This is a genomic window from Microbacterium sp. Leaf151, from assembly GCF_001424225.1.
Lineage (GTDB): Bacteria > Actinomycetota > Actinomycetes > Actinomycetales > Microbacteriaceae > Microbacterium.
In genome coordinates this window covers 541,498-563,061 of sequence record NZ_LMOR01000003.1, presented here as the reverse complement: position 1 = coordinate 563,061, position 21,564 = coordinate 541,498, and the positions used below count along the sequence as shown (strand labels likewise).

Here is a 21,564-nt window from a genome sequence, read left to right as displayed (position 1 = left end):
TGACACCGGTCACCCGACCTCGTCGAAGAAGACAGGAGTTCAGCAATGCCGCAGCACTTCCCCGGCGCCCGTCGCCGTCTCACCCTGGCCGGTGGCCTCGCCGTCGTGTCGGCTCTCGCGCTCAGCGCGTGCAGCCCCGGAGCGACCGGCGGAGGCGACGCGGACAGCGCATACGGCTTCACCGCCGCCGATCAAGATACCTCCGGCGCCATCACCGTGTGGGTGGACTCCTCGCGTGAGCCTCTCGCGCAGGCATTCGAGACGGCCAACCCCGACGTCCCGCTGAACATCGAAACCTATGACGGTGGCGCCGGCGGCTCGGGCTCGTTCCAGCAGAAGGTGGCGCTGTTCGATCAGTCGGGCGAGGGCTGGCCCGACGTGGTCTTCTCCACGCAGCAGAACGACACCTCGTGGGCATCCAAGGAGAACAACGGCGTCCAGGCGTTCGCCGCTCCCCTCAACAAGGGCTTCTTCGATCAGAGCTTCCTCGACGGCTTCACCGACGGCGCACTCACCCCCATGACCGTGGACGACACCGTCTACGGCCTCCGCAACGACCTCGCCCCCGTCGTGTTCTGGTACAACCAGGCGCTGTTCGACCAGTTCGGATACGACGTGCCCACGACCTGGGAGCAGTACAAGGAACTCAGCGACAAGGTCGCTGCCGAGCACCCGGGCTACATTCTCGGCTCGGTGGGCGACTCGTTCCAGGCTCCCTACGTCTACTACTGGGGTGGCGAAGCGCCCATCTTCCAGGTCGACGGCGACACCTTCAGCTCGAACTTCTCCGACCCGAACTCCGAGAAGGTCACCGAACTGATCGACCACATGCTCGGTAATGGCACGCTCGTCACGGACAGCGTCTTCGGCACCGACTTCGTCGCGAAGTACAAGGACAAGATGCTCGGCATCCCGGGTCCGGCCTGGTACTCCGGAGCGCTGTTCGAAAATCCCGAGAGCCTCGGCTACTCCGCGGGCACGATCGGTGTGGGGGCTCCCTTGACCTGGTCGGATGGAGACAAGGTCACCGGCAACGTCGGCGGCGGCGTCTGGTACGCCTCGAGCCACTCGAAGAACCTCGACGCGGTCAAGACGTTCCTCGAGTTCGTCACCAGCTCCGACGACGCCGTGACACTGGCGTCGGGTCTGCCCGCGTACCAGTCGGCAGCGGACTCCTGGCTGGCCGAGCAGGCGGCATCCAACTTCTACACCGGCGACTTCACCGGCAACATCTCCGCCGCCGCGAGTTCGGTGTGGCAGGACTGGGGCTACCCCGGCTTCAGCGTCGAGGCCGCCTACTCCAAGGTCGTGCTGCCTGCCATCACCGCAGGCGACACCGTCGCCAGCGTGAGCGACGCCTGGAAGACCGAGATGGACAATCAGGCGCAGGTGCAGGGCTACACGGTCGCCGAATAGCCGCTCCGCCCCCTCCCCTGAGCTGGCCGCAGCTTTCTTCACCGCTGCGGCCAGCTCTTCCCCCGAACGGAAGTGACCATGCTCTCCCTCCGAAAAGCGCAGTCGACGTTCGCCTACCTCATGGTCGGTGGCTACGTCGTGCTGCTGCTGGCGTTCGGCGTCATCCCGACGCTGTACGCCGCCTTTCTCGCCTTCACCCGCGACGGTGCCTTCGTCTGGTTCGAGAACTTCCAGCGCGTCGTCACCGATTTCCGCTTTCTGCCCGCTGTGGGACACGTCGGGGCCTTCGTGGCGATCTGGCTGACCACCTTGGTGGTCATCGTCGTCATCCTCGCCGTCATCGTCCATGCGATCCGTGTGCGGTGGCTCTCATCCACGGCACGTTTCATCTTCTACATCCCCGGCGCACTCGCCGGCGCCTCCAGCGTGCTGCTCTGGCTGTTCATGCTCGACCCGACAGTGAGCCCTGTGAGCGGTCTCCTGAGGGCGCTCGGCTTCAACACCTTCGTCGACGTCGTCGGCAACGAGGGAAATCTGCCCGTCGTTTTCACCGTCATCGCCTTCTGGGCGGGAGCCGGTGGCTGGATCGTCATCATGTACGGCGCGCTGAACAACATCAGCGTCGAGGTCATGGAGGCCGCCCGCATCGACGGTGCGGGCCCGATCGCCACAGCCTGGTACATCCAGATCCCGCTGCTGCGCAAGTGGATCTCGTACATGGCCGTCATATCGCTCGCCGCCGGTACCCAGCTTTTCGTCGAACCGCGGGTGCTCTCGCAGGCGAGCAAGGGCGTCGTCGGTCTGGACTACTCGCTCAACCAGGTGGCCTACCTCTACGCCTTCCGGCAGAACGACTTCAACGGCTCCGCGGCGATCTCGCTGCTTCTGCTGGTCGTCGCCGCGGGCCTTGCCGCCTTCTTCGTCTTCCGAGGGGGACTCTTTGAACGCGACTAAGCGCGTGCTGACCCCGGCCGCCTTCCTCGGCCGGTCATTGGTCGCCGTGATCATCCTGTTCTTCGTCCTCGTCTTCGGCCTTCCGGTCGTGTGGTTGCTGCTGGCGCCGTCCAAGTCGTCGACCGAGCTGACCGGCCAACCGCCCTTCAGCTTCGGGTCGTTCGCGACGATCGCCGAAAACTGGGCGCGGCTCTCCGAGTTCCAGAACGGCATCATCTGGCAGTGGACCGGCAATGCGGTGTTGTATACCGGCGTCGCCCTGGTTCTCACTCTGCTCGTGACCATCCCCGCGGGCTACGCCCTGGCCATGACGAAGTTCCGGGGCCGCGGACTCCTGCTCGTCGTGACGCTCGTCGTCATGCTCATCCCGAACACCGCACTCGTCCTGCCGGTCTTCCTCGAGATGAGCGCGCTGAAGCTGGTGGGCACACCATGGGCCGTCATCTTGCCCTTCTCCTTCTTCCCGTTCGGGGTGTATCTGACGTACATCTACTTCACGACGAGCGTCTCGAAAGACCTGCTCAACGCCGCTCGCATCGACGGCGCGAGCGAGCTGCGGGTGTTCCGCTCGGTGGCGCTGCCCCTGGCCACCCCCGTGATCGCGCTGGTGGGCTTTTTCAACCTCGTCGGCAACTGGAACAACTACTTCCTGCCGTTCGTGATGGAGCCCGGCCGTAAGGCGCCCATCCAGGTGGGTCTGGCCGAACTGCTGTCGAACGTTCCCCTCTTCAACCCGACCTCGGCCGCATCGGTGACGCTCGATCTGCCCGTGATGGCGCTGGCCACTCTCGTCTCGGTCGCGCCCATCCTGATCGTCTTCCTCTTCTCGCAGAGATTCCTCGTCGAGGGAATGACCGCGGGCGGAACGAAGGAATGACCCCGGCACCCGGGGTCAGAAAGGTCCAGCTATGAAGATCACCGGCTACCGGCTGATCAACACCACCGTCGATTGGGGCCGCCCCGTCGGCGACGTGAACGGCTTCATCGCCTCGGGCATCACTGCCCTCCCCATCGTGATCGTCGAGACCGACGAGGGGATCGAGGGGGTGGGGATGGGGATGCACGACGGTATCCCCCAGCTGTTCGAGGCGGTCGAGGGAGAGGATCCTCGAGCCACCTCGGCGCTGTACGACCGGATGATCTCTCGAATGTTCAAGAACGGCCACGGGGGTGCGACCTTCGGTGGGATCGGCGCCCTCGACACCGCCTTCTGGGACATCAAGGCGAAGTCGGCGGGGCAGCCTCTGTGGCGTCTCCTGGGCGGGCGCGATCGGTTCGTCCCCGGTTACGCATCGGGGCTCGACATCGCCCTCGATTCGGACGCACTCGGCGCCTACTACCGCACCATGAGCGATCGGGGATTCACCGCCGCCAAGCTCAAGGGCGGTCGGGACGTGCAGCACGATTCCGAGCGACTGGCGCTGGTACGCGACGTCCTCGGCCGCGCGACCGACGAACCGTTGGTCATGCTGGATGCCAATGAGTCCTGGAATCTGACTCAAGCCGTTCGCTACATCCGCCACCTCGAAGAGACGGTGGAGCTGGCCTGGATCGAGGAACCACTGCGACGGTGGGATGCGCAAGGACTCCGCCGGCTCCGCGACAGCGTCGCGCCTGCCGTCGCCACCGGAGAGAACCTGACAGGACTGGAGCAGTATCAACAGCTCTTCGACGCCCAGGCGGTCGACATCGTGCAGTCGTCCGCGGTCTGGGGTGTGACGCACGGTCTTCGCGTCGCCATCGCCGCTCATGCGCGCGACCTCGTCGTCAGCCCGATCGGCATGGGATCCAACCCGGCGGTCTCGAGTGTGGCCACCGCCATCCCCAACCACCTCATGACCGAGGTCACGACGCCGCGCATGCCCGCTGGCATCCGCCTCGACTACGAGGTCGCCGACGGTGGACTCGTCCTCGGCGATCTCCCCGGCGCCGGCGTCGTGGTCGATGCCGGAGTCGGACACGGTGCCGCCGATTACGTGTGGGGCGGCGCCACCGGACCGCACGTGCGCAGCAGCCGAGCGGGCCTCGAGTTGAGTGTGCGCCTCCCGTCCCGGACCGTTTCCCCGGAGTAGCATGCACCCTATGCCTTCCGCCTCGTTCGATGAGCATGTGTTGCGCCCGAAGAGGGGACATATCGATCGCATCGGCGTTCGCGTTCTCGAAGAGCTCGTCGAGATGATCGTCACCGGAACCGTCGCTATCGGCGAGTTCCTCCCTCCGGAACAAGCATTGTGCGACGAGTTCGGCGTGAGTCGGACGGTCATCCGAGAGTGCATCAAGCGGATCCAGGAGAAGGGACTCATCCTGGTCACGCAAGGGCGCGGAACGCAGGTGCGCCACTTCAGCGACTGGAATGTGTTGGACCCGGACGTCTTCGATGCTCTCGTGCGACATGATGCCTCGCTCGGCGTGCTCGACGAAGTGAGCGTGGTGCGTGCGGCGCTGGAGGGCGTGATGGCGAGTGAGGTGGCCGCGAACGGAAGCGCTGAGGCGCTCCTCACGATCGAAGAGCACCTGAAGGACATGCGACGTCTGCAAGGCGATAGCGTCGCCTTCCTGGAAGCCGACAAGCAGTTCCACTTCGCCACCATGGTCGCCAGCAAGAACCGGATCGCAGGGATAATCGCGCGCTCGTTCTTCGTCCGACCACTGCAATCAGCCCGGTGGGAGGGAAACATCCCCGCGGATGGATTGAAGCGCACACTGGACGAACACGAACGCGTCTTCGCAGCCATCCACGCTCGCGACGCCCGTGCAGCCCGCGTCGCGATGGAGGAGCACATCCTGGGTTCGTGGCGCCGCCGCCGCCCCCTCGACGGAGACCACCACCTCAGTCCCTGAGGCCATCGAGGTGGAACACCTCGGGTAGCGGAAGCCACCGGGCCTGCTCGGCGCCATCGACGGGTGCCTGGAGCGTCGCCATCAGGGCGTTCCATTCGATGCAGGCGGGTATCAGGTCGAGTGCGGCGAGGTCGCCCTCGTAGTCCGTGCCCTCGTACTCCCAATACGAGAACAGCAGCGTCCCGTACCGATAGATCGAATAGGTGCGGATGCCGGCGGCGGATATCGCCGCGAGCACGTCGGGCCACACCTCGCGGTGGTACCGCTCGTACTCGGCGATTGCGGACCCGCGGAGACCGATGACAGCACCCGCTCGACGCACCGTGGACATCTCGGACATCGTCTTTCCTCCTCCTGTGAAGCACGTACGATTATCGGTCGTTCTCCCGCCGTGGTCGTCGAAACCGGCGGGGCCTCCTCGCCGCGGATCGACGTCCGACGCTCCCGTCCGGGACGGAGTGTCCAGACGGGAGCGTCGTCGACCCGGAGCATGCGCGGGCGGTGAATCGGCCACGTTCCCGCGGCCGATCCTCACGCCACGATTGCGAACCTCATCGGCACTGCACTGCGGCGTACGGGGCCGTCCGCGTCCGCGAACTGCCGCCCGCCTCCACTGTGGCGGTGATCTGCCCCGACGGCAGGACCGCCGTTCGGCTGTTCACCGTCGCGGTGACCGTCTTGTTCGTGGTGACCTGCGCGAACGACTTCTCGCCGTAGGGCGAGGCCAACGTCGCATCGAGCGGAGCCTGCCCGTTGTTGCGGAGGGACATCAGGACGTACGCCTTCCCTCCCACGCACCGCGACTCCGCCTTGACGGTGAATGCCGGGGTGGTGACGAATGCGCTCGCTGTCGATCGAGCACCCTCGCCGACAACATTGACGGCCGACACGACGTAGGCGGCCCTCGTTCCCGGCGCGATCCCCGTCACACGCACCTGCGCAGCCCCGGCTGCCGCGACGGCGACGGGCGCGGCACCGCCCGTGGCGTACACGCGGTACTCGAGCACGGCACTTCCCCCGTTCGACGAGGGGGCAGTCCACGAGACGAGAACGTCATCTCCGTCGGACACCGCGCTGACGGCCGTCGGTGCTGCGGGGGCGGTGGTGACGGGCGGGCTGATGATTCGCCACACCTGGTTGACGGCGTCGGTGCAGGTCCACAAGCCGATCCTCGTTCCCACGCTGTTGCCGCCGCCCAGGCCGTCGGCGCACAGGCCCGACCCGACTCCGACGAGATTGCCGTTGCTGATGATCTCCCATTTCTGGTCGGGCGATCCCGTGCAGTCCTGCGCCGCAAGCGGGGTCTCGAGCGCGCGGTTGCCGCCCTCCGCTGCGAGGCATTTGTCGAGCACGCGCAGCTCACGCTCCGCCGTGTAGGTGAATGACTGGTCGGCTCCGCCGTCGCAATTCGCAAGCGCGCCGCGCGAACCCGAACCGCCGACGTCGATGCACCGGCCCGCTCGGGTTTCGGTGATCTTCGCGTTGGTCGGTGCGGCATCGGTACGCCAGATGACGCCCGTCGAGGGGGACGACGCCGCGCCTGCCGAGTCGAGGGTGAACAGACGGTACTTGCCCGGGGTCGCAGGAACGGCGATGGACTCCGCCGAACCGGACGCCGTCGTGATCGTCGCTCCAGGCACGAACGACGACGTCCCCTCCGGTGCGATCCAGACCGAGCGGGTCGGGTCAGCCGAGCGCCTGATCGGGATCGATGCGCTGCCGCTCTCCACGCGCACGCTCGTCGGCAACACCTGATCGGCCGACGACAGCACCGGTGGTGCCAGGAGGTCCCAGTACTCCGGCTGCAGACCGGAACCGAGGGCGACGTCGTACGCCTCACGCGGCCAGATCTTGTCGGGGAACACCAGCAGGTTGTCGATACGACTCTGGGGAACGACGGCCTCGTAGATCTTGTTGTTGGGCGACCAGGTGTTGGTGATCGTCAGGTTGTTCTGCCGACCCCACACCCCCGAGTTCAAGGCCCACAGCACACCCTCGGAGATGTTCAGGACGTTCTTGTCCCATCGGAGTGAGGCGGATCCCTCGTCAGGGTGCAGGCCGTAGGTGTGACCCGCGCGTACGCCCTGGATGTAGTTGTTCGACAGCTCGGTGCCCGGCTGCGACCCGAGCGTGTAGATGGGAGCGGAGTCAGCGAGTGCGCCCATGGTGTCGTAGAACGCGTTGTATCGAACGGAGTTGTCGCGCGCGACGGTGGTCGGTACTCCGGGGCGGACCGAGTTCGCGTCGCCGTCGAAGTCCTTCCAGCCCCAGCCCAACGAGATTCCGTTCCAGGTCGTCTTCTCTACACGGTTGTGTTCGAAGACGAGCCCGTCCAAGAAATAGGCCGCGACGACGGGCGATCCCGCGAAAAGGGTGCCGGTGTCGTAGAGGTAGTTGTTGGTGACCCGGATGTCGGTGGGCGCACCCTCCACGCCGGGCATGTACTCCTCCCCGTTCGTGGGCGTGCCGTCGCCGATGTAGACATGCTGGGGGTGGCCGATGCTGATCGCCGTTCCGCCGATGTCGCTCGTCGAGTTCCCCGTGACGTCGCTGTCGACGACGTCGTTCATCAGGCTGAGGCCGTCGGCACCGGCGCGGTTCACGCTGTTGCGCGTGAACGAGAGCCCGCTTGCACTGGACACCTCGATGGCTGCCGGAGCAAGATCGACATTTCGGTACTCGTACTGGTGCCAATTGCTCTTGGCATAGGCCACGTTCGACAGGTTGGACTGCGTCGCCTGCTTGACCATCGAACCGTCGACCGTCGCGAGGTTCCAGTCGGTGTGTTCGACCGTCAGACCCTCGAAGCTGAGGTTCTGGATGCGATCTGAAGTCGAGTTTCCGGCGATATCGAGAACGGTCTCGAGCTTGTTGGGCGCCACCACCGGAGTCTTCGCCATGTCCACACCGGACGCGGCCTTGTAGAAGACGGTCTGAGCGGCACGGTCGAAGTAGAACTCGCCCGCGGCGTCGAGGAACTCGTAGGCATTGCTGATCGTGTGCGTGCCCCCCGTGGCGAAGGGCCCGTACATCGCCCCCATCGCGATCGCCGCACCCGGTTGTTGCAGTCGCAGCAGACGTTGGTTTCCTCCCGAGATGGTGTCGACCGCGCGCACACCGACCAGGGCCGTCGTCCAGGTCGTCGCGCTGGTGATCTCCACGTCATTCACGTTGCGAGTGATGGCGGGAACGGACCCCGCGTCATACGCGATGCCATCGCATTCGGTACCCGACTCCCATGCCCAGGGAGCCTGACCGGCTGTGATGGAGTATGTCCCGACGCATCCCCGCGACGACACCGTGGTGCTCGCCATCGTGGCACGCCGCCCATCGACGTAGAGCGACCGGAGCTTGCTGTCCCGGGCGAGAGGCGCCTTCCACACGTCGCCATCGTGCCGCGTCCACCCCGACACCGCGGTTCCGGCTTCCAGCACGGGGCGCTCCCCCTCGGCGGCGGCGTAGATCACGCGGTGCCCGTTGGTGCCGGAATCCTCCACCGTGAAGTCGATGGTCTGCGTGATGGGGTAGGTACCACCTCGGAGGAGGACGCGGATGTCGCCCGTCATGTCGTCGTTGACGGCGCGCACGGCATCCCGTGCCCTTTCCAGGGTCTTGAAGGGTGACGCCGACGAGCCGTCGGCGGAGTCATCGCCTTGAGGATCCACCGTGAACGTTATCGCCGCTGCGGCGTTGGCAGGGGCGGGCTGAGCCCACACCACCCCGGCGAGCGACACAGTGATCGCCGCGAGCCCCGCAATCAGCGCCCGCCACCGAAAAGTACTCATGAACGTCTCATCGTTGAGCATCGTTGATCTCCTCAGACCACTACACCCGCCATTGCAGCAGGCATACCTATGACATCCTACCAATACGGTTTCATTCCGTTCAAGACCGCGTCTCCGGGGCCGCGAACGCCATCTCGCATGCCGAGAGGTCGGATATCGCGGGTGCCTATCGAGTCGGTCGCGGCGTGAGTCCGCCGAACGAACCCGACGCGGATCATGCCGGATCGACGCACACGACCCTGGATCGCCCTGAGGCTCCCCGCCCCGCCATCACGAGCCTCTCGACGACTCGAGGCGTGCACGGCGCCGAGAACGGCGTCGCAGGACGACCCCTCCCGCGAGGGCGACACCGCCTGCCGCGAGAAGGAGGCTCGCCACTGCCCCGCCCGTCCGCGGTAGTGCCTCGATGCCGCAGATGATCGTGCAGTCGTCCTGCGGCAGCGGACTCGACGCGGGTTGAGGTGAGATGCGCACCGTGACGCTGATCGCGGCCGAATCCGGGCGATCCTCGGCACCGATCGACGCGGACCCGCAGAGCAGAGCGGGAACCAGCAGGATGACACCGACCATCGCTGTCGTCCGCGAGGTGGCTCGCACCGTTCGCGTCCTCACGATGCGGATCGGTCGCCGGTCACCGACGCGGCTGCCTCGCGGACGCCCTCCTCACGCGCCTGGGCGATCAACGCGCGCACGCGTCGGCGGTTGCGGATCGTGCTCCAGGTGAGGCCGCCGACGATGAGACCCGCACCGGCCATCAGGAGGAGCTGAGGAAGCGGCGGCGCCCACACGGTCGTCCCGCCACGGGCGACGATCGAGGGCACCTGCTCGCCGTCGAGAGCGATTCCGGTGAGATCGGCAGACGCGTCCACCGGCACCAGGAACAGGGGCACGACGTCGGCGATTCGAACCGCGAAACGTCGACTCTCGCCTGGAAGGAGTTCCTGGGCCTCGGCGCCCGAATCGGGGAAGGCGACCGACGTTCCGCCGATGTCGATACGCCCCGCGATGACGAGGCGAGTGTTGCCGGTGTTGGTGAGGACGACCTCTGCGTCCACCGTTCCACCGGAGAAGGGGTTCCATGCCGTCGTGTACGCCGCGGTGACGGACGTAACCTCCGCGCTCGGCGCGAGCGCCCCCGTCACCCGCGTCATCACCCGAAAACCGACGCGACCGTTCACGCCCACCGCGGCACCCCCCGCATCAGCGGCCGTGGTCGTTACCGACGCGGCAACCCCGGCGGCGTGGTCGCCGGGTTCGGCATTGTCGGGAACGGTCGTGGTGAAGGGGACGATCTCGGTCTCATCGGGCCCCACGGTGATCGAGGGGGCGATCGAGATCCAAGTGCCCGCCGCGACGGATTCCTCGCTCGCGGGGAGCATCGTGAACCGCCCCGTGTCGGTGAAGTAGCCGTCTGCCGCGGTGAGGGCGAAGGTGACCGGCTCGGTGCTGAAGTTACGCAGGACGAGGTGTTCTTCGCTGCGCGCTCCGGGGGCGAGCTCCTGCTCGATCCACGAGCGTCCGTCGGGGCCGGACTCGGTGCCCGGTCGTACCGACCAGGTCACCGGTGATGACGCGGAAGCGTCCGCCGCCTCCGCGTCGGCTGCACCGACCGGCATGACAGACGCGAGAGCGGAGAGGATGACGGCGCTCAGGGCCGTGAATGTGGCGCGACGGATGGCAGAGCTGTACGGCATGGAGGCGGCGGGTCCGGTTCGTTCGGGAGGTGGCGGCGCCGGATGGCGCCGCCACCGGAGTCACTCGAAGAGCGACAGCGTGAGGGTGGAGGAGTACGTTCCGGAGTCCGTGGTGACCGGCACCTTCAGGAACAGATCGGCATCCGCCTTCCACGTTCCGACCGCCTCGGCAGAGTCGTTCGCGAGGGCGAGCAGCTCCTGGTCGACGAGGCCGACGTTGTTCGGTGCCGGGTCGAGGACCGTGCCCACCTCGGGACCGGCCGCGACCAGTCCGGTGCCGTCGGGGTCGGCGACCTCGGGGGTCCAGCCGAAGTGGCCGGCGCTGATCGGGTCCTGGCCGGAATCACCGACGAAGTCCGTCGAGGTACCGACGACGTACCAGAACGCGCCGGCCGGGATCTCGTCAGGGGTGCGCGTGTCGGTCACGGTGACCGTGGGCAGCGCCCCCGTGAACTGACGGACGGTTCCCGTCGATCCCGACTCGGTCAGCGTCGCGGAAGATCCGTCGACCGTCATGGCCAGGACGCCGGGGGTGGTGATGTCGGCGATGTCGACCGAGACGTCGACGTCGCTGTCAGGCCCCACGGGATCGGCGGCGAATGCGGCGCTGGCGACGCCGCCCATCATGACGCATCCGACGACGACGGCCGACGCTCGGATAACGAGGCTACGCGTGCTCATTGGTGTTCTCCATCTCTCGACCGGCGAGACGTCGGTCGGTCCTGGTGCGCGATCGGCGGGTCCGATCGCAGGTTGTGGGGGTCAACCGAGATCGTCGATCGCGGAAGACAGGTCGGCGGTGGCGGTGCTCAGTTGCGTCGCCGTCGCGGAGGGATCGTTCATCACCGACGCAGCGGCCCGGAGGTCGACGGTGAACGCCTCCCAGGCCGCGGCCGAGTACGCCTGCTTGTCGAGAGCGTCGGCACGCTGCAGCTGTGCTTGCAGACCGGCCCGCTCGGCGGACGCGGCGAGAGGAGCGCTGACGGACAGGTAGTCCAGCTCGATCTTCGACCCCCCTTGGGCAGTTGCCGCGTTACGGATCTGCACCGTGTGGGAGCCGTTGCTCAGGCCGGTGACCGAGGCGAGCAGCACCTGATGGGCGTCCGAGGCGTCGTTCGTGGGAACGGCCGCCTTCTCGACCCCGTCGACCGACACGATGACCGTGCCCCAGGTTCGACGGCTGTTCGCGTCGTTCTTGGTTCCGTAGACGTCGACCCCGGTGCCCGTGAAGGTGTAGGTCGCCGTAGCACCCGGCCCACTCTCGACGTAGTGCAGTGTTCCGTTGCGGTTGCGGCTGTCCTGGTTCCAGACGCCCCACCCGGAGGAGTACGTGATCCCGGGATCCGCGTCGTCGACGACGGTTCTCGTCGTGGAGTCACCGTAGACCCTGATCTGCGTGGTCGCGCTGATCCCGCTTCCGTCCGTGGCGGTGGCCGTCACCGTGACCGTTCCGTTCTTGCTCCCGGCGGTCACGGTCCCTGCGGAGTCCACGGTGGCGAGCGACGAGTCGTTCACGCTCCACACGACCCCGCGGTTGCTCGCGTTCGACGGCGAGGCCTCGGCGACCAGCCGCAGCGTTCCCCCCGCGGCGCCGATGCTGCGGGAGCCGGAGAGAGAGTCGATCCGGATGGACTGCACCGGAACAGCGCTGTCATCCCGCACGCGGAACGCGTCGAACTCGATCTTGCTTCCGCCCGCCGGGCTGGACGCCCCGGTGGCGACGACCTTCAGCCGGTGGACTCCCTTCGGGAGGTTGTCGATGATCAGATGCTCCTGCTGAACCTTCGAGGTGGCGGAGTACAGGCTGTACGGCTGAGCACCGACCTTCTCTCCGTCGACGTAGAACTCGACCGACGTGAACGACGTGTTCATGGGCGAGATGAACGAGACACCCGTGCCGACGAAGTCGAGCGAGATGGATTCTCCCCCGGTCGTCTGCTCGATGAACTTGATCGTTCCGTTCAGATGCTTGGACTCGTTCCAGTTCCCCCACGCGCCGGTGTAGGTCAGCCGCGAACTCCGATCATCGATGACACCGATTGCGCGGATGTCCACGACCTGTACCGGCAGGGACGGCCGCGACGTACCGGATCCGACTCGGGTGGAGACCCGGTAGCGGTACTCCCCCGCCCCTGACGCGGCGGACTCGTCGACGAACGACGTTCCGGATGCCGCATCCGTGATCACCTGGAAGTCGCCGTCGCCGACCTTGCGCTCGACCACGAAGCTCGCCGACCCGGGAGCCCCGGCCGCCCAACGGACGTCGACAGCGGTGTCCGAGGTGCGCAGCGCAGCCACGTCGGTCGGCGTGGAGGCGAAGCTGCCGACCGCCGGCAGGGAGGTGACGGTGTAGGTCTGGCCTGCCACGGTCGGGAAGGAGATGCGGTCCTGGGAGATGACCGTCGGAGCGATCCGTTTTCCTGACCCGTCGGTCACCGTGCCGAGAGAGATGCCCGGGTAGTCGCCGACGAAGTCGCCTCCGGACCGCGACGTCACGCTCACCGTTGTGGCACGACCCTGCGCCCAGTCGATGCCCAGCTCGAAGTCGCCCCGAGCCACGATCCCGTCGACCGATCCGGAATCCCAGTCGGTCGGCAACGCGGGGAGGAGAGAGACGTACCCCATGTTGCTCTGCATGAGCATCTCGTTCACTCCGGCGGTGTAGCCGAAGTTGCCGTCGATCTGGAAGGGCGGGTGCGTGTCGAAGAGGTTGGCGTAGATACCCGTGCGCAGGAGCTGCTCGATGATCTTCAGCGAGCGGTCACCGTCACCGATTCGAGCCCAGGCGTTCAAGCGCTGCGCGATTCCCCAGCCGGTCGCGGCGTCGCCGCGATCGTTCAGGGAGACCTCGGCCGCCTGCAGGTACTCGGGGGTTTCGACCGAGATCAAGTCGCCAGGGTACAACCCGAGCAACTGCGAGATGTGGCGGTGATTGGACTGTGCCCCGGACACGCTGCCGAGAGTCGTCTCCTCGTACCACTCCTTGATCTGACCGCTGGCGCCGACCTCCACGGGCACGAGACGCGCCTTGGTCGCCTCCCAGGTCTGGACGAGGTCCGCGTCGAGGCCGAGCTTCTCGGCCGCGGTGATGACGTCGGAATAGAGCTGCCAGATGAGCTGCTCTTCGTAGAAGTTGCCGTTCGTGATGGGACCGTGCTCCGGTGAGTACGTCGGCGACGACACGAGCATGCCGGTCGCGGCATCTTCCACCAGGGTCTGGTCGTAGTACCGGGTCGCTTCTTTCATCATCGGGTAAACGACGTCGCGGAGGTAGGTCTCGTCACCGGTGTACTCGTAGTACTCGTACACGTTCTGCAGGATCCACGGCACGGCCGCTGGTGACCAGCCCCAGGTGAACTGCCACCCCGGGGTCGTCCATCCGAAGGGCGTGTTCTGGGTGTGGGCGGTGAAGCCGTTCTCCGGGTTGTCCGGCGTGCTCGCCACGCCGCCGTAGATCTCCGCGGTCACTCGACCGGGCTCACGCAGGCCCTCCACGTAATCGACGAGAGGCGTGGCGGTCTCGGCGAGGTTGCCCGAGTAGGCCGGCCAGTAATTCATCTGGAGGTTGACGTTCATGTGGTAGTCCGACCCCCAGGGAACGGGACTGCCCGAGTTCCCCGTGTTGCGGTCGGCCCAGATGCCCTGCAGGTTGGAGGGAAGAGTGCCCTCCCGCGAGGACTCGATGCCGAGGTAGCGCCCGTACTGGTACAGCACCACCTCGAGGGTGCGCTTCTCGACGTCGGTGGCGGTGGAGTTGCGGTACTTCGCGAGCAGGTCGTCCGTGGCATCCGTCGACAGCTGTCCACCCAGGGTCAGATCTACGCGCGAGTACAGCTCGCGGTAGTCGGCCAGATGCCGATCGCGCACCGTCGAGTAACCGTCGGCGGCAGCCAGGTCGACGCGGGTGCGCACCTCCGATGCGACATCGGCGTCACTCTGCCCGGTGCGATAGTTCGGGTAGACGTCTTCGTAGTCGGTCGACGCCGTGACGTAGAGCAGCACCTCGTCAGCATCGCGGATGCGCATCTGCGTGCCGTTCGCGCTGACGGTTCCCCCCGAGGGGACCGCCTTCACGATCGCATTGTGCTTGAGCTGGTTGTCGGCCAGCGCACCCGAAACCGTCAGGGTGTCGCCGCTGACGACCGTGGACGCTCCTCCGAGTGCGAAGTCGAAGGCCACGTCGATGTCGAGAGCGCCCGCCTGAGAGGCCGTCAGACGCACCACCATCACGTTGTCGGGGTAGCTCGTGAAGAAATCGCGCGTGTACCGCACCCCGCCGCGGTCGAACGCCACGGAGGCGGTCGCCGTCTCGAGGTCGAGAGAGCGCTGGTAGTTCGAGACCCCGGATCCGTCGAATCCGTAATCGAGCCAGAGATCGCCGTACGACTCGTACGCGCCGTACCCGTTCTCGCCACCGACCAGTGCGCTCTGCGCCAGGCTCTGGGCCTCAGCCGTCTGTCCATTGGCGAACAGTCGCTGGACCTCGCGCAGAGCCTCGCCATTGCGGCCCTTGTCTTCGAGGTTCCCGCCCACATAGTCGGGGCGCGAGCTGCTCGGGCCTCCGGTCCACAACGTCTTCTCGTTGAAGACGAGGTGCTCCTTGCCGATCTCTCCGTAGACGGTGGCACCGATGTTGCCGTTTCCGATCGGCAGCGTGCGCTGCTGCCAGATCTGGTTCTCCGTCGTGCTGGGGAAGGACTCCCCGGGGAAGTTCTCCCGCGCGCCGGCCGAGGCGGGCTCGTCGTACCAGAGACGGGGACCGTACTCGGCGGCCGGCACCGTCTCGGCGTGCGCCTGGTCGCCCGCGCTGACGAACCCGAGCGGTGCCACGAGCGCGGCCGCTACGGCGGCGGTGAGCAAGAGGCGCCGACGAGAGCGGGCTTCAGTGGAATTCGTCATGGTTCCGTTCCTGGAAGTACTCGGGATACGACGTGAGAGGGGGGCGCGCATCAGACCGCTCCGCAGGAGAGAGCGGGATAGGGCGCGCTCATCGTGGAGCTCTGACCGTCCGTGGTCCGAGCAGCGACCGTGACAGCACCGGCGGGCATGTTCGTCAGACGCGAGGTCCACGAGACCGAGGTGGACTTCGACGGCGCGAGGGCCGCCACGGATTTCGAGCCATAGCCCGAAGTCAGTTGCAGCGAAACCGACGCCGTCCCGGTGTTCTTGACCGTGACGTAGACGTAGGCCTTGCCTGCCACGCACTTGGAGGTGGCGACGGCTTCGACGCCGGTCGCCGAAGTGGCCTCCACCGTCATGTCGTTCTTCCCCATGGGAATGGTCACCGTCGGCGAGGCGAGCTGCTCCGGGGTCAGCTGGGCGCCTGTCACCCGCCACCCGCGGAAAGACGCAGGATTGCTGGCGGTGATCGTCACCATGTCCGGGGCGGATCCGGTCGAGCCGTCGGCTTTCACGCCCGGCCCGGCGAAGAGTCCGGTCCCGCCGCGGAAGGGGTTCTGCGCTGCGCCCGCGCTCGGCGCCGCGGTGCCCCCCACGACACGAACGGACGACAGCGGAACGAGTTGCTCGGGCCGCGCACCGTAAACGGCGAGGCCGGTGAATGTGCGTGCAGTGGTGTCCCACCCCGCGGAGCCGGAGCGGAAGTACACGGGCATGCCACGGGTGAGCCCGAGCCGCTGGGCCTGTGCGAGCGGGGCGGCGACGTAGACGCTTCGAAGATTCGCCGCCGAGGTGAAGGGAATCGAGGGGGCCTTCGAGAGGCTGACGGGCAGGGCCCCGTCCAGCAGTGATCGCGTGCTGGCGAACGCACCCGTGCCGATTGCGGAGACGGCGTCGTTGGCCTCGAGACCGGTAGAGGTCAAGGCGGTCGCGCTGGCGAAGGCGAAGTCGCCGATCGACGTCACCGATCGGTTCTGAGCAAGCCCGGTCGAGGTGATCGCCGACGCCCCGCGGAAGGCGTTACGGGCGATCCCCGTGATGCGGTACTGCGCGCCGTCGTGCTGGATGACGGTCGGGATGCCCACATCCCCCGCGGCGGAGGTCCGGATCGCGGGGGAAGAGCCATCTCCGACGCTCACCTCCCCGGGCGCCGAATCCGGCGCCCGGGTGATCGAGAAGGTCGTCGGCAGGGTGGAACCGCCCACGGTGATGCCCGGGGCCGAGAAAGTGTCGCCCTTCTCGGCGGCCGAGACCGCGGTCTGACCCACGAGCGCGGGCACCAGTGCGGCGACCAGGGCAACGGATGCCAGGATCGCCCACCGGCTGCGCGCCGCGAGCGGGGAAGGAGCCGTTGCCGGCGGATAAAGAGCCATTGTTTCGCTTCGCCTCGTTCTCACGTCTTCGTTGGATCAGTTAGCGCAGGTGGTGGCGGGGAAGGAGACCGGCGCGTCGAGGGGGGTACGCCCCTCGGCGGTGGCAGTGACCCTTACGGTGCCCGCGGGGATGGAGCCCTTTCGGGTGCTGAACGACGTGGAACTCGATTTCGTGGGCTGGATGTTCATCCCGCTCTTCGAGCCGTAGACGGAGCTCAACCCGACGGTCGCCGCCGCAGAGTCGACGTTCTTCGCCACCACGTAGAGCGTGACCTTCCCGGCGACACAGCGCGGGGTGACGGTGGTCTGGATGTTCACCGTCGGCGGCGTCGGGTCGAGGCCGTCGAGCGCTGCCCGAAGTGCCGTTGCGCGGGTGGAGTACGCGGCGGTCGTCGCCGCGTTGTCGCGGTAGACCGCGTAGGAGGCATCGAGCTCATCCGCCAGAGTGGCTCGCGGCTGCGGTTCCGCGTCGTTGATCTCCCCGGTTTCGATGACCTCGACCACGTCGGCGACGACCTGGAGCAGGTCACCGTAAGCGCGGGCCGGAGCCGTCGGCACGGGCGCGGTGCCCGTCTCGATGTAGTCGATCCCGATCTTCCCGGCAGAAGTCAGCTCCACCGTGTGCGAGCCCGACGAAAGCCGTTCCGAGGTCCACGCCACACGGTAGGAGTTGCTGCCGTCCGTGACGCGAGTGGACACCGAGCCCACATCGACTCCGTCGATCTTGACGCCGAAGCCGGTCTGGCTGCCGTCGAACTTGGCGCCGATGCGGACGAACTCGCCCGTGAACTGCAGCGACATGGTCGATCCGCTTGCTTCGGTGAACGTCTCGGTACCCGCGAAGGCGGAGCTGGTGGGATAGTTCGCCCAGCTGCCGGTCTTGCGCAGCGACCCGCTCTCGCCGTCGACCTTCTGTCCCCACGTGATCGAACTCGCCGGAGTGGCGATGAGCAGGTCCGGATCCGCACTCACGCGCACGAACGACGACAGGGGCTGAAGGTTCTCGGAGTCCCAGACTCCGACCGTGGCGTAGTGCCCCGCGATGGCGGCATCCACGGGGATGACCAGATCGGCATCCGCCGACTTACCCGGGTCGATCGTGAGCTTCTGCGTGCGGATCTCCCGCAGTCGCCCGGAGCCGTCATAGACCTCGATGCCCGCGGTGACGCCGCGGGCGGTGTCGCCCGTGTTGGCCACGCTGACGGCGGCGCGGTAATCCACGCCGGCCTGGAGCTGGTCGGTCATCCCCACGAAAGAGCTGCGCAGTCCGCTCTGCGGCGCGGTGATGTCACGGATCGCTCCGAGCAGACGCAGATCGGCCCAGTCGGTGTGATCCATGCGGTCGGATCCGTTGGTCTCGGTCACCAACCGCAGCTGCGTGACGTCGCTGACGGAGAGGTCGAATCGCTCGGTCTCGGTCCCCGACAACTCGCGCGAGAAGATCAGCTGGCCGTCGGCGTAGATCTCGAACAGCGCGTCGCCCTGGTCTGCTTCGTCGTCGATGCCGGCGATGCCCACGAGACGCGAGTACTTCGCGTCGAGGTCGACGACCGCCACACTCTCGGCGTGCAGGCCGACGCCCTTCGCGTACGTCGTCCCGCCCACCCGGATGGGGTTCCCATCGGCGGAGCGGTCCTTCTGCTTCGACCCGTAACCGGTGGTCACGTCGTTGGCGTAGTCGAGGATGTCCGAAACGTACACGCCGTCGGCGGAGTACTGCGGGCTCTGAGCGGCGTCGTTACCGAAGACCTGAAGCTCGGCGAGACCCGCGCGCTGGGTCGAGGTGAGCGCGGGGAACGAGACCCGGATCGACTTCGCGTAGAGCCCGTCGAGCGACTCTTCGCGGGGGCGGCTTCCGACGGTGCTCGCCGTGTACGTTGCGACCGTGGTCCAGGCATCGTCCGCCCCCTGCACCTCGAGGGTGTAAGGCAGAGCCGCTCCCTGGAAGTCCAGTCGCACCTTGTAGACGTACTGGGCGACCTCCAAGAACGAGGCGATGCTCTGCCCCGATCCGGTCGACGCTGCCAACCAGCTCGTAGCAGGGTTGCCGTCGGCGGCGAGCGCTCGTCCGTTTCCAGACTGCTCCGAGGTCGCGGTGAGCGGACGCGAGAGGGCCTTGTTCACGTCGCCGTACTGCGTCGGCGCAGCGATAGAGGTCTGCTGGCCGCCCCAGAGGCTGGCGTTCCCGAAGTTCTCCGGCTCCGTGTCATCCGCCGATCCGGCGACCGCTTCGGTGGTCACCTGGAACGTGGCGTCCGCCAGTCCCTCGGATGACGCGGTGATGGTCGACGTCCCCGCGAAGGCTGAGCGGAACGCCACGGCGCCCTTCCCGTCGAACAGGTTCAGTCCGGGGGTGAAGGAGTAGCTCTTGCCCCCGGGCAGGATGCCCGGACCATCGGTCACCGTCAAGGTGACGGGACGCGTGTCGTTCACCCAGGCTCCCGCGCTGTTACGCAGGGTCACGACCAGTTGCGTGTCGGAGCGTCCGTCATCCGTGATGGTGTCGCTGGAGTACTTATACGGAGCGAGCGTCATCGCGGTTGCCGCGCCCTGGACGGACGACTCGCGGGCCACGGAAACGGGGTCGGCGACGATCGCCTCGTCGGTCCACCGCTGCTTGTTGGCACGGAACCAGTACCACTGGTCCTTCGGAAGCCTGCTGAAATCGATCATGCCCATACGAGCGAGACCCGCACCGCCGATGGTGCCGTGATCGAAACCGGCCCAGATGGTGAGTCCGGCGCTGCCGGTGGTGAGGTCGAACTCCTGCCGATCGCCGGAACTGGCCACGTAGTCGTAGTGCGGGTCGTACGAGCCCGGACGATCCGAGGTGTACGAACCGTACTCGGCCACGAGGTTCGGCATCCGCGTGTTCTCGATGTCGCCGCCGTCGCCGTTGTATCCGGCGATGTCGCTGACGCTCAGTTCGTCGTATCCGCTTCGCTGCACACCACCCATGCCGGCCTTCCGCGTGGGATCCAGCTTGTGCGAGAGGTCGCGGAGTCGGCTGACGAGGGCCTTCGCCTTGGCCTGGGTGGAATCGGAGGTGAAGAAGACCTCGTTGCCCATCGACCAGTTGATGATGGAGGGGTGGTTGCGGTTCACCCGGATCATGGCCACGAGGGCGTCTTCGACGCTCTTCTCGAACGCGGCCTCATCGGCGGGGTTCTGCGGGTAGGCGTCGCGCAGCCAGTCGCTGGGACGATCGATCGGGTCGGCATCCTTGCCGGCTTGTCCGCCCATGCCCCAGAACACGCCTTCCGACCAGTACATGACGCCGAGTTCGTCGGTCGCCTGCACGTAGTCAGGGTCGTGAGGATAGTGGGATCCTCGGATGAGGTTCATGCCCGCTTCGCGGATCATCTCCACATCGCGGTGGAAAGCGCTGTTCGGAACGGCGTTCCCCCACCCGGCTTGATCCTGGTGGGCGTTCGCGCCGAACAGCAGGGTCTTCGACCCGTTCAGGTAGAAGCCGTCGGTACGGAACTGCGCGCTGCGGAAGCCGAAGGAGCTGTCGAAGGTGTCGACCACGCGGTCGCCGACGACCACCGAGGTGGTCACGCCGTAGAGCGCCGGGTCGGTGGGCGACCACAGGCGAAGGTCGTCGAGCATGGCGCCCGTGTCGGCGAGTGAACCGCTCGAGGCGTCGATGCTCGCGGTGGCGTCGGCGGCCACCGTGACGCGCTCGGACTCGAAGGTGGCGAGCACCGTGCCGTCCTCATCCGTGACCTCGTGGACGACCGCGACGTCGGCCGAGGTCGAGCCCTCGTTCGTCACCTCGGTCTGCACGCGCACGTTCGAACGACGGGCGTCGATGTTCGCCTGCAGGTCGGTCTGCGACGGGTACTGGCTCAGATCGATGTTGCGGTAGTACGCGGGGTCGCTGGTGTTCCAATCCGGGTTGGTCAGCGCGGGGGTCGTCACCGCGGTGCCGTACCAGTCGACGTGCACCGGGTCGGTGACGTTCAGCGTGACGTCGCGGTAGATGCCGCCGGTGAACTGGTGGTCGCCTGCGCGCGGAGCCAGATCGTGGCGCCACCGGTTGTCGACACTGATGGCGATCTCGTTGGCTCCGGACACGACGTAGTCGGAGATGTCGACTTCGAAGCCCGAGAAGCCGCCTTCGTGGGTGGTGACGTTGCGTCCGTTCACCCAGATGTCGGTGACCTGGAACGAACCCTCGAAGTCGAGCTTCAGGACCTTGCCCGCCCACTCCTCGCCGACCTGGAAGGTCTTGCGGTACCAGCCGACGCCGATGAAGAACTTCTCCCCACCGTTGTCACCGCCCACGTTGTAGGGAGCGTCGAAACTGTGGGGCAGTGCGACATCGACCCAGGCTGAATCGTCGTAGTCGACGTTCTTCGCGTCGGGGACGTCCTGGCGGATGAATTTCCACTCACGGTTGAAGTTCACCTCGTCGCGAGGGGAATCCGCGCCCGCGGCGGCCGCGACGACGGGAGCCGCCGGCGGGGTCGCGGCGGTCGCCGACGTGGCACTGAGTCCGGAGAGCAGCAGTGCGCTGCTCACGGCGACAGCAACGATGCTGAGCCTCTTCATCGGGGTAACTCCTGGGTTGGTCGAACGGCGACGGGACGAGCGGGT

The 21,564-nt window shown here is 66.8% G+C and carries 13 protein-coding genes; 5 read left to right on the top strand and 8 right to left on the bottom strand.

From position 1 onward, the window contains the following. Positions 1 to 45 precede the first annotated feature (45 nt). The 5 genes from ASF76_RS10110 to ASF76_RS10090 all read left to right on the top strand — a co-directional run bounded on the left by ASF76_RS10110 (position 46) and on the right by ASF76_RS10090 (position 5,211). Entirely contained in the window at positions 46 to 1,416 is a 1,371-nt protein-coding gene (locus ASF76_RS10110; RefSeq protein WP_055956847.1) for an ABC transporter substrate-binding protein, read from the top strand. 78 nt (positions 1,417 to 1,494) lie between these two features. Then, entirely contained in the window at positions 1,495 to 2,370 is an 876-nt protein-coding gene (locus ASF76_RS10105; RefSeq protein WP_156459214.1) for a carbohydrate ABC transporter permease, read from the top strand. Then, positions 2,357 to 3,247: a carbohydrate ABC transporter permease gene (locus ASF76_RS10100; RefSeq protein WP_082484980.1), complete on the top strand. Its 891-nt coding sequence runs from the start codon at positions 2,357 to 2,359 to the stop codon at positions 3,245 to 3,247. The genes ASF76_RS10105 and ASF76_RS10100 overlap by 14 nt, the downstream gene beginning before the upstream one ends. A 31-nt stretch (positions 3,248 to 3,278) precedes the next feature. Continuing rightward, positions 3,279 to 4,442 carry a mandelate racemase/muconate lactonizing enzyme family protein gene (locus tag ASF76_RS10095; RefSeq protein ID WP_055956840.1) on the top strand — a complete coding sequence of 388 codons (1,164 nt, stop codon included), beginning with the start codon at positions 3,279 to 3,281 and terminating at the stop codon, positions 4,440 to 4,442. Positions 4,443 to 4,452: 10 nt separating this feature from the next. Further along, entirely contained in the window at positions 4,453 to 5,211 is a 759-nt protein-coding gene (locus ASF76_RS10090; RefSeq protein ID WP_055956837.1) for a FadR/GntR family transcriptional regulator, read from the top strand. On the opposite strand, the gene ASF76_RS10085 is transcribed toward ASF76_RS10090, so the two are convergent. From ASF76_RS10085 to ASF76_RS10050, 8 genes are all read right to left on the bottom strand, one after another. Beyond that, positions 5,201 to 5,551, bottom strand: a complete 351-nt coding sequence (locus ASF76_RS10085; protein WP_235561282.1) for an L-rhamnose mutarotase — start codon at positions 5,549 to 5,551, stop codon at positions 5,201 to 5,203. The two genes, ASF76_RS10090 and ASF76_RS10085, sit on opposite strands and share 11 nt — an antisense overlap. A gap of 211 nt (positions 5,552 to 5,762) precedes the next feature. Next, entirely contained in the window at positions 5,763 to 8,996 is a 3,234-nt protein-coding gene (locus ASF76_RS10080; RefSeq protein ID WP_082485010.1) for a ricin-type beta-trefoil lectin domain protein, read from the bottom strand. A 270-nt stretch (positions 8,997 to 9,266) separates the two neighbouring features. Beyond that, positions 9,267 to 9,593 carry an LPXTG cell wall anchor domain-containing protein gene (locus ASF76_RS10075; protein ID WP_156459213.1) on the bottom strand — a complete coding sequence of 109 codons (327 nt, stop codon included), beginning with the start codon at positions 9,591 to 9,593 and terminating at the stop codon, positions 9,267 to 9,269. Between the two features lie 11 nt (positions 9,594 to 9,604). Continuing rightward, positions 9,605 to 10,690 (bottom strand): hypothetical protein, encoded by a 1,086-nt coding sequence (locus tag ASF76_RS10070; RefSeq protein ID WP_055956830.1) that lies wholly within the window; start codon positions 10,688 to 10,690, stop codon positions 9,605 to 9,607. Between the two features lie 60 nt (positions 10,691 to 10,750). Further along, complete coding sequence (locus tag ASF76_RS10065) at positions 10,751 to 11,371, bottom strand: hypothetical protein (protein ID WP_055956827.1); 621 nt, start codon at positions 11,369 to 11,371, stop codon at positions 10,751 to 10,753. Positions 11,372 to 11,452: 81 nt separating this feature from the next. Next, positions 11,453 to 15,589 (bottom strand): glycosyl hydrolase family 95 catalytic domain-containing protein, encoded by a 4,137-nt coding sequence (locus ASF76_RS10060; RefSeq protein WP_162240817.1) that lies wholly within the window; start codon positions 15,587 to 15,589, stop codon positions 11,453 to 11,455. A 50-nt stretch (positions 15,590 to 15,639) separates the two neighbouring features. Beyond that, entirely contained in the window at positions 15,640 to 16,962 is a 1,323-nt protein-coding gene (locus ASF76_RS10055) for a leucine-rich repeat protein (protein WP_055956818.1), read from the bottom strand. Positions 16,963 to 16,998: 36 nt separating this feature from the next. Further along, positions 16,999 to 21,519 (bottom strand): glycoside hydrolase family 2, encoded by a 4,521-nt coding sequence (locus ASF76_RS10050; RefSeq protein ID WP_055956815.1) that lies wholly within the window; start codon positions 21,517 to 21,519, stop codon positions 16,999 to 17,001. Positions 21,520 to 21,564 lie beyond the last annotated feature (45 nt).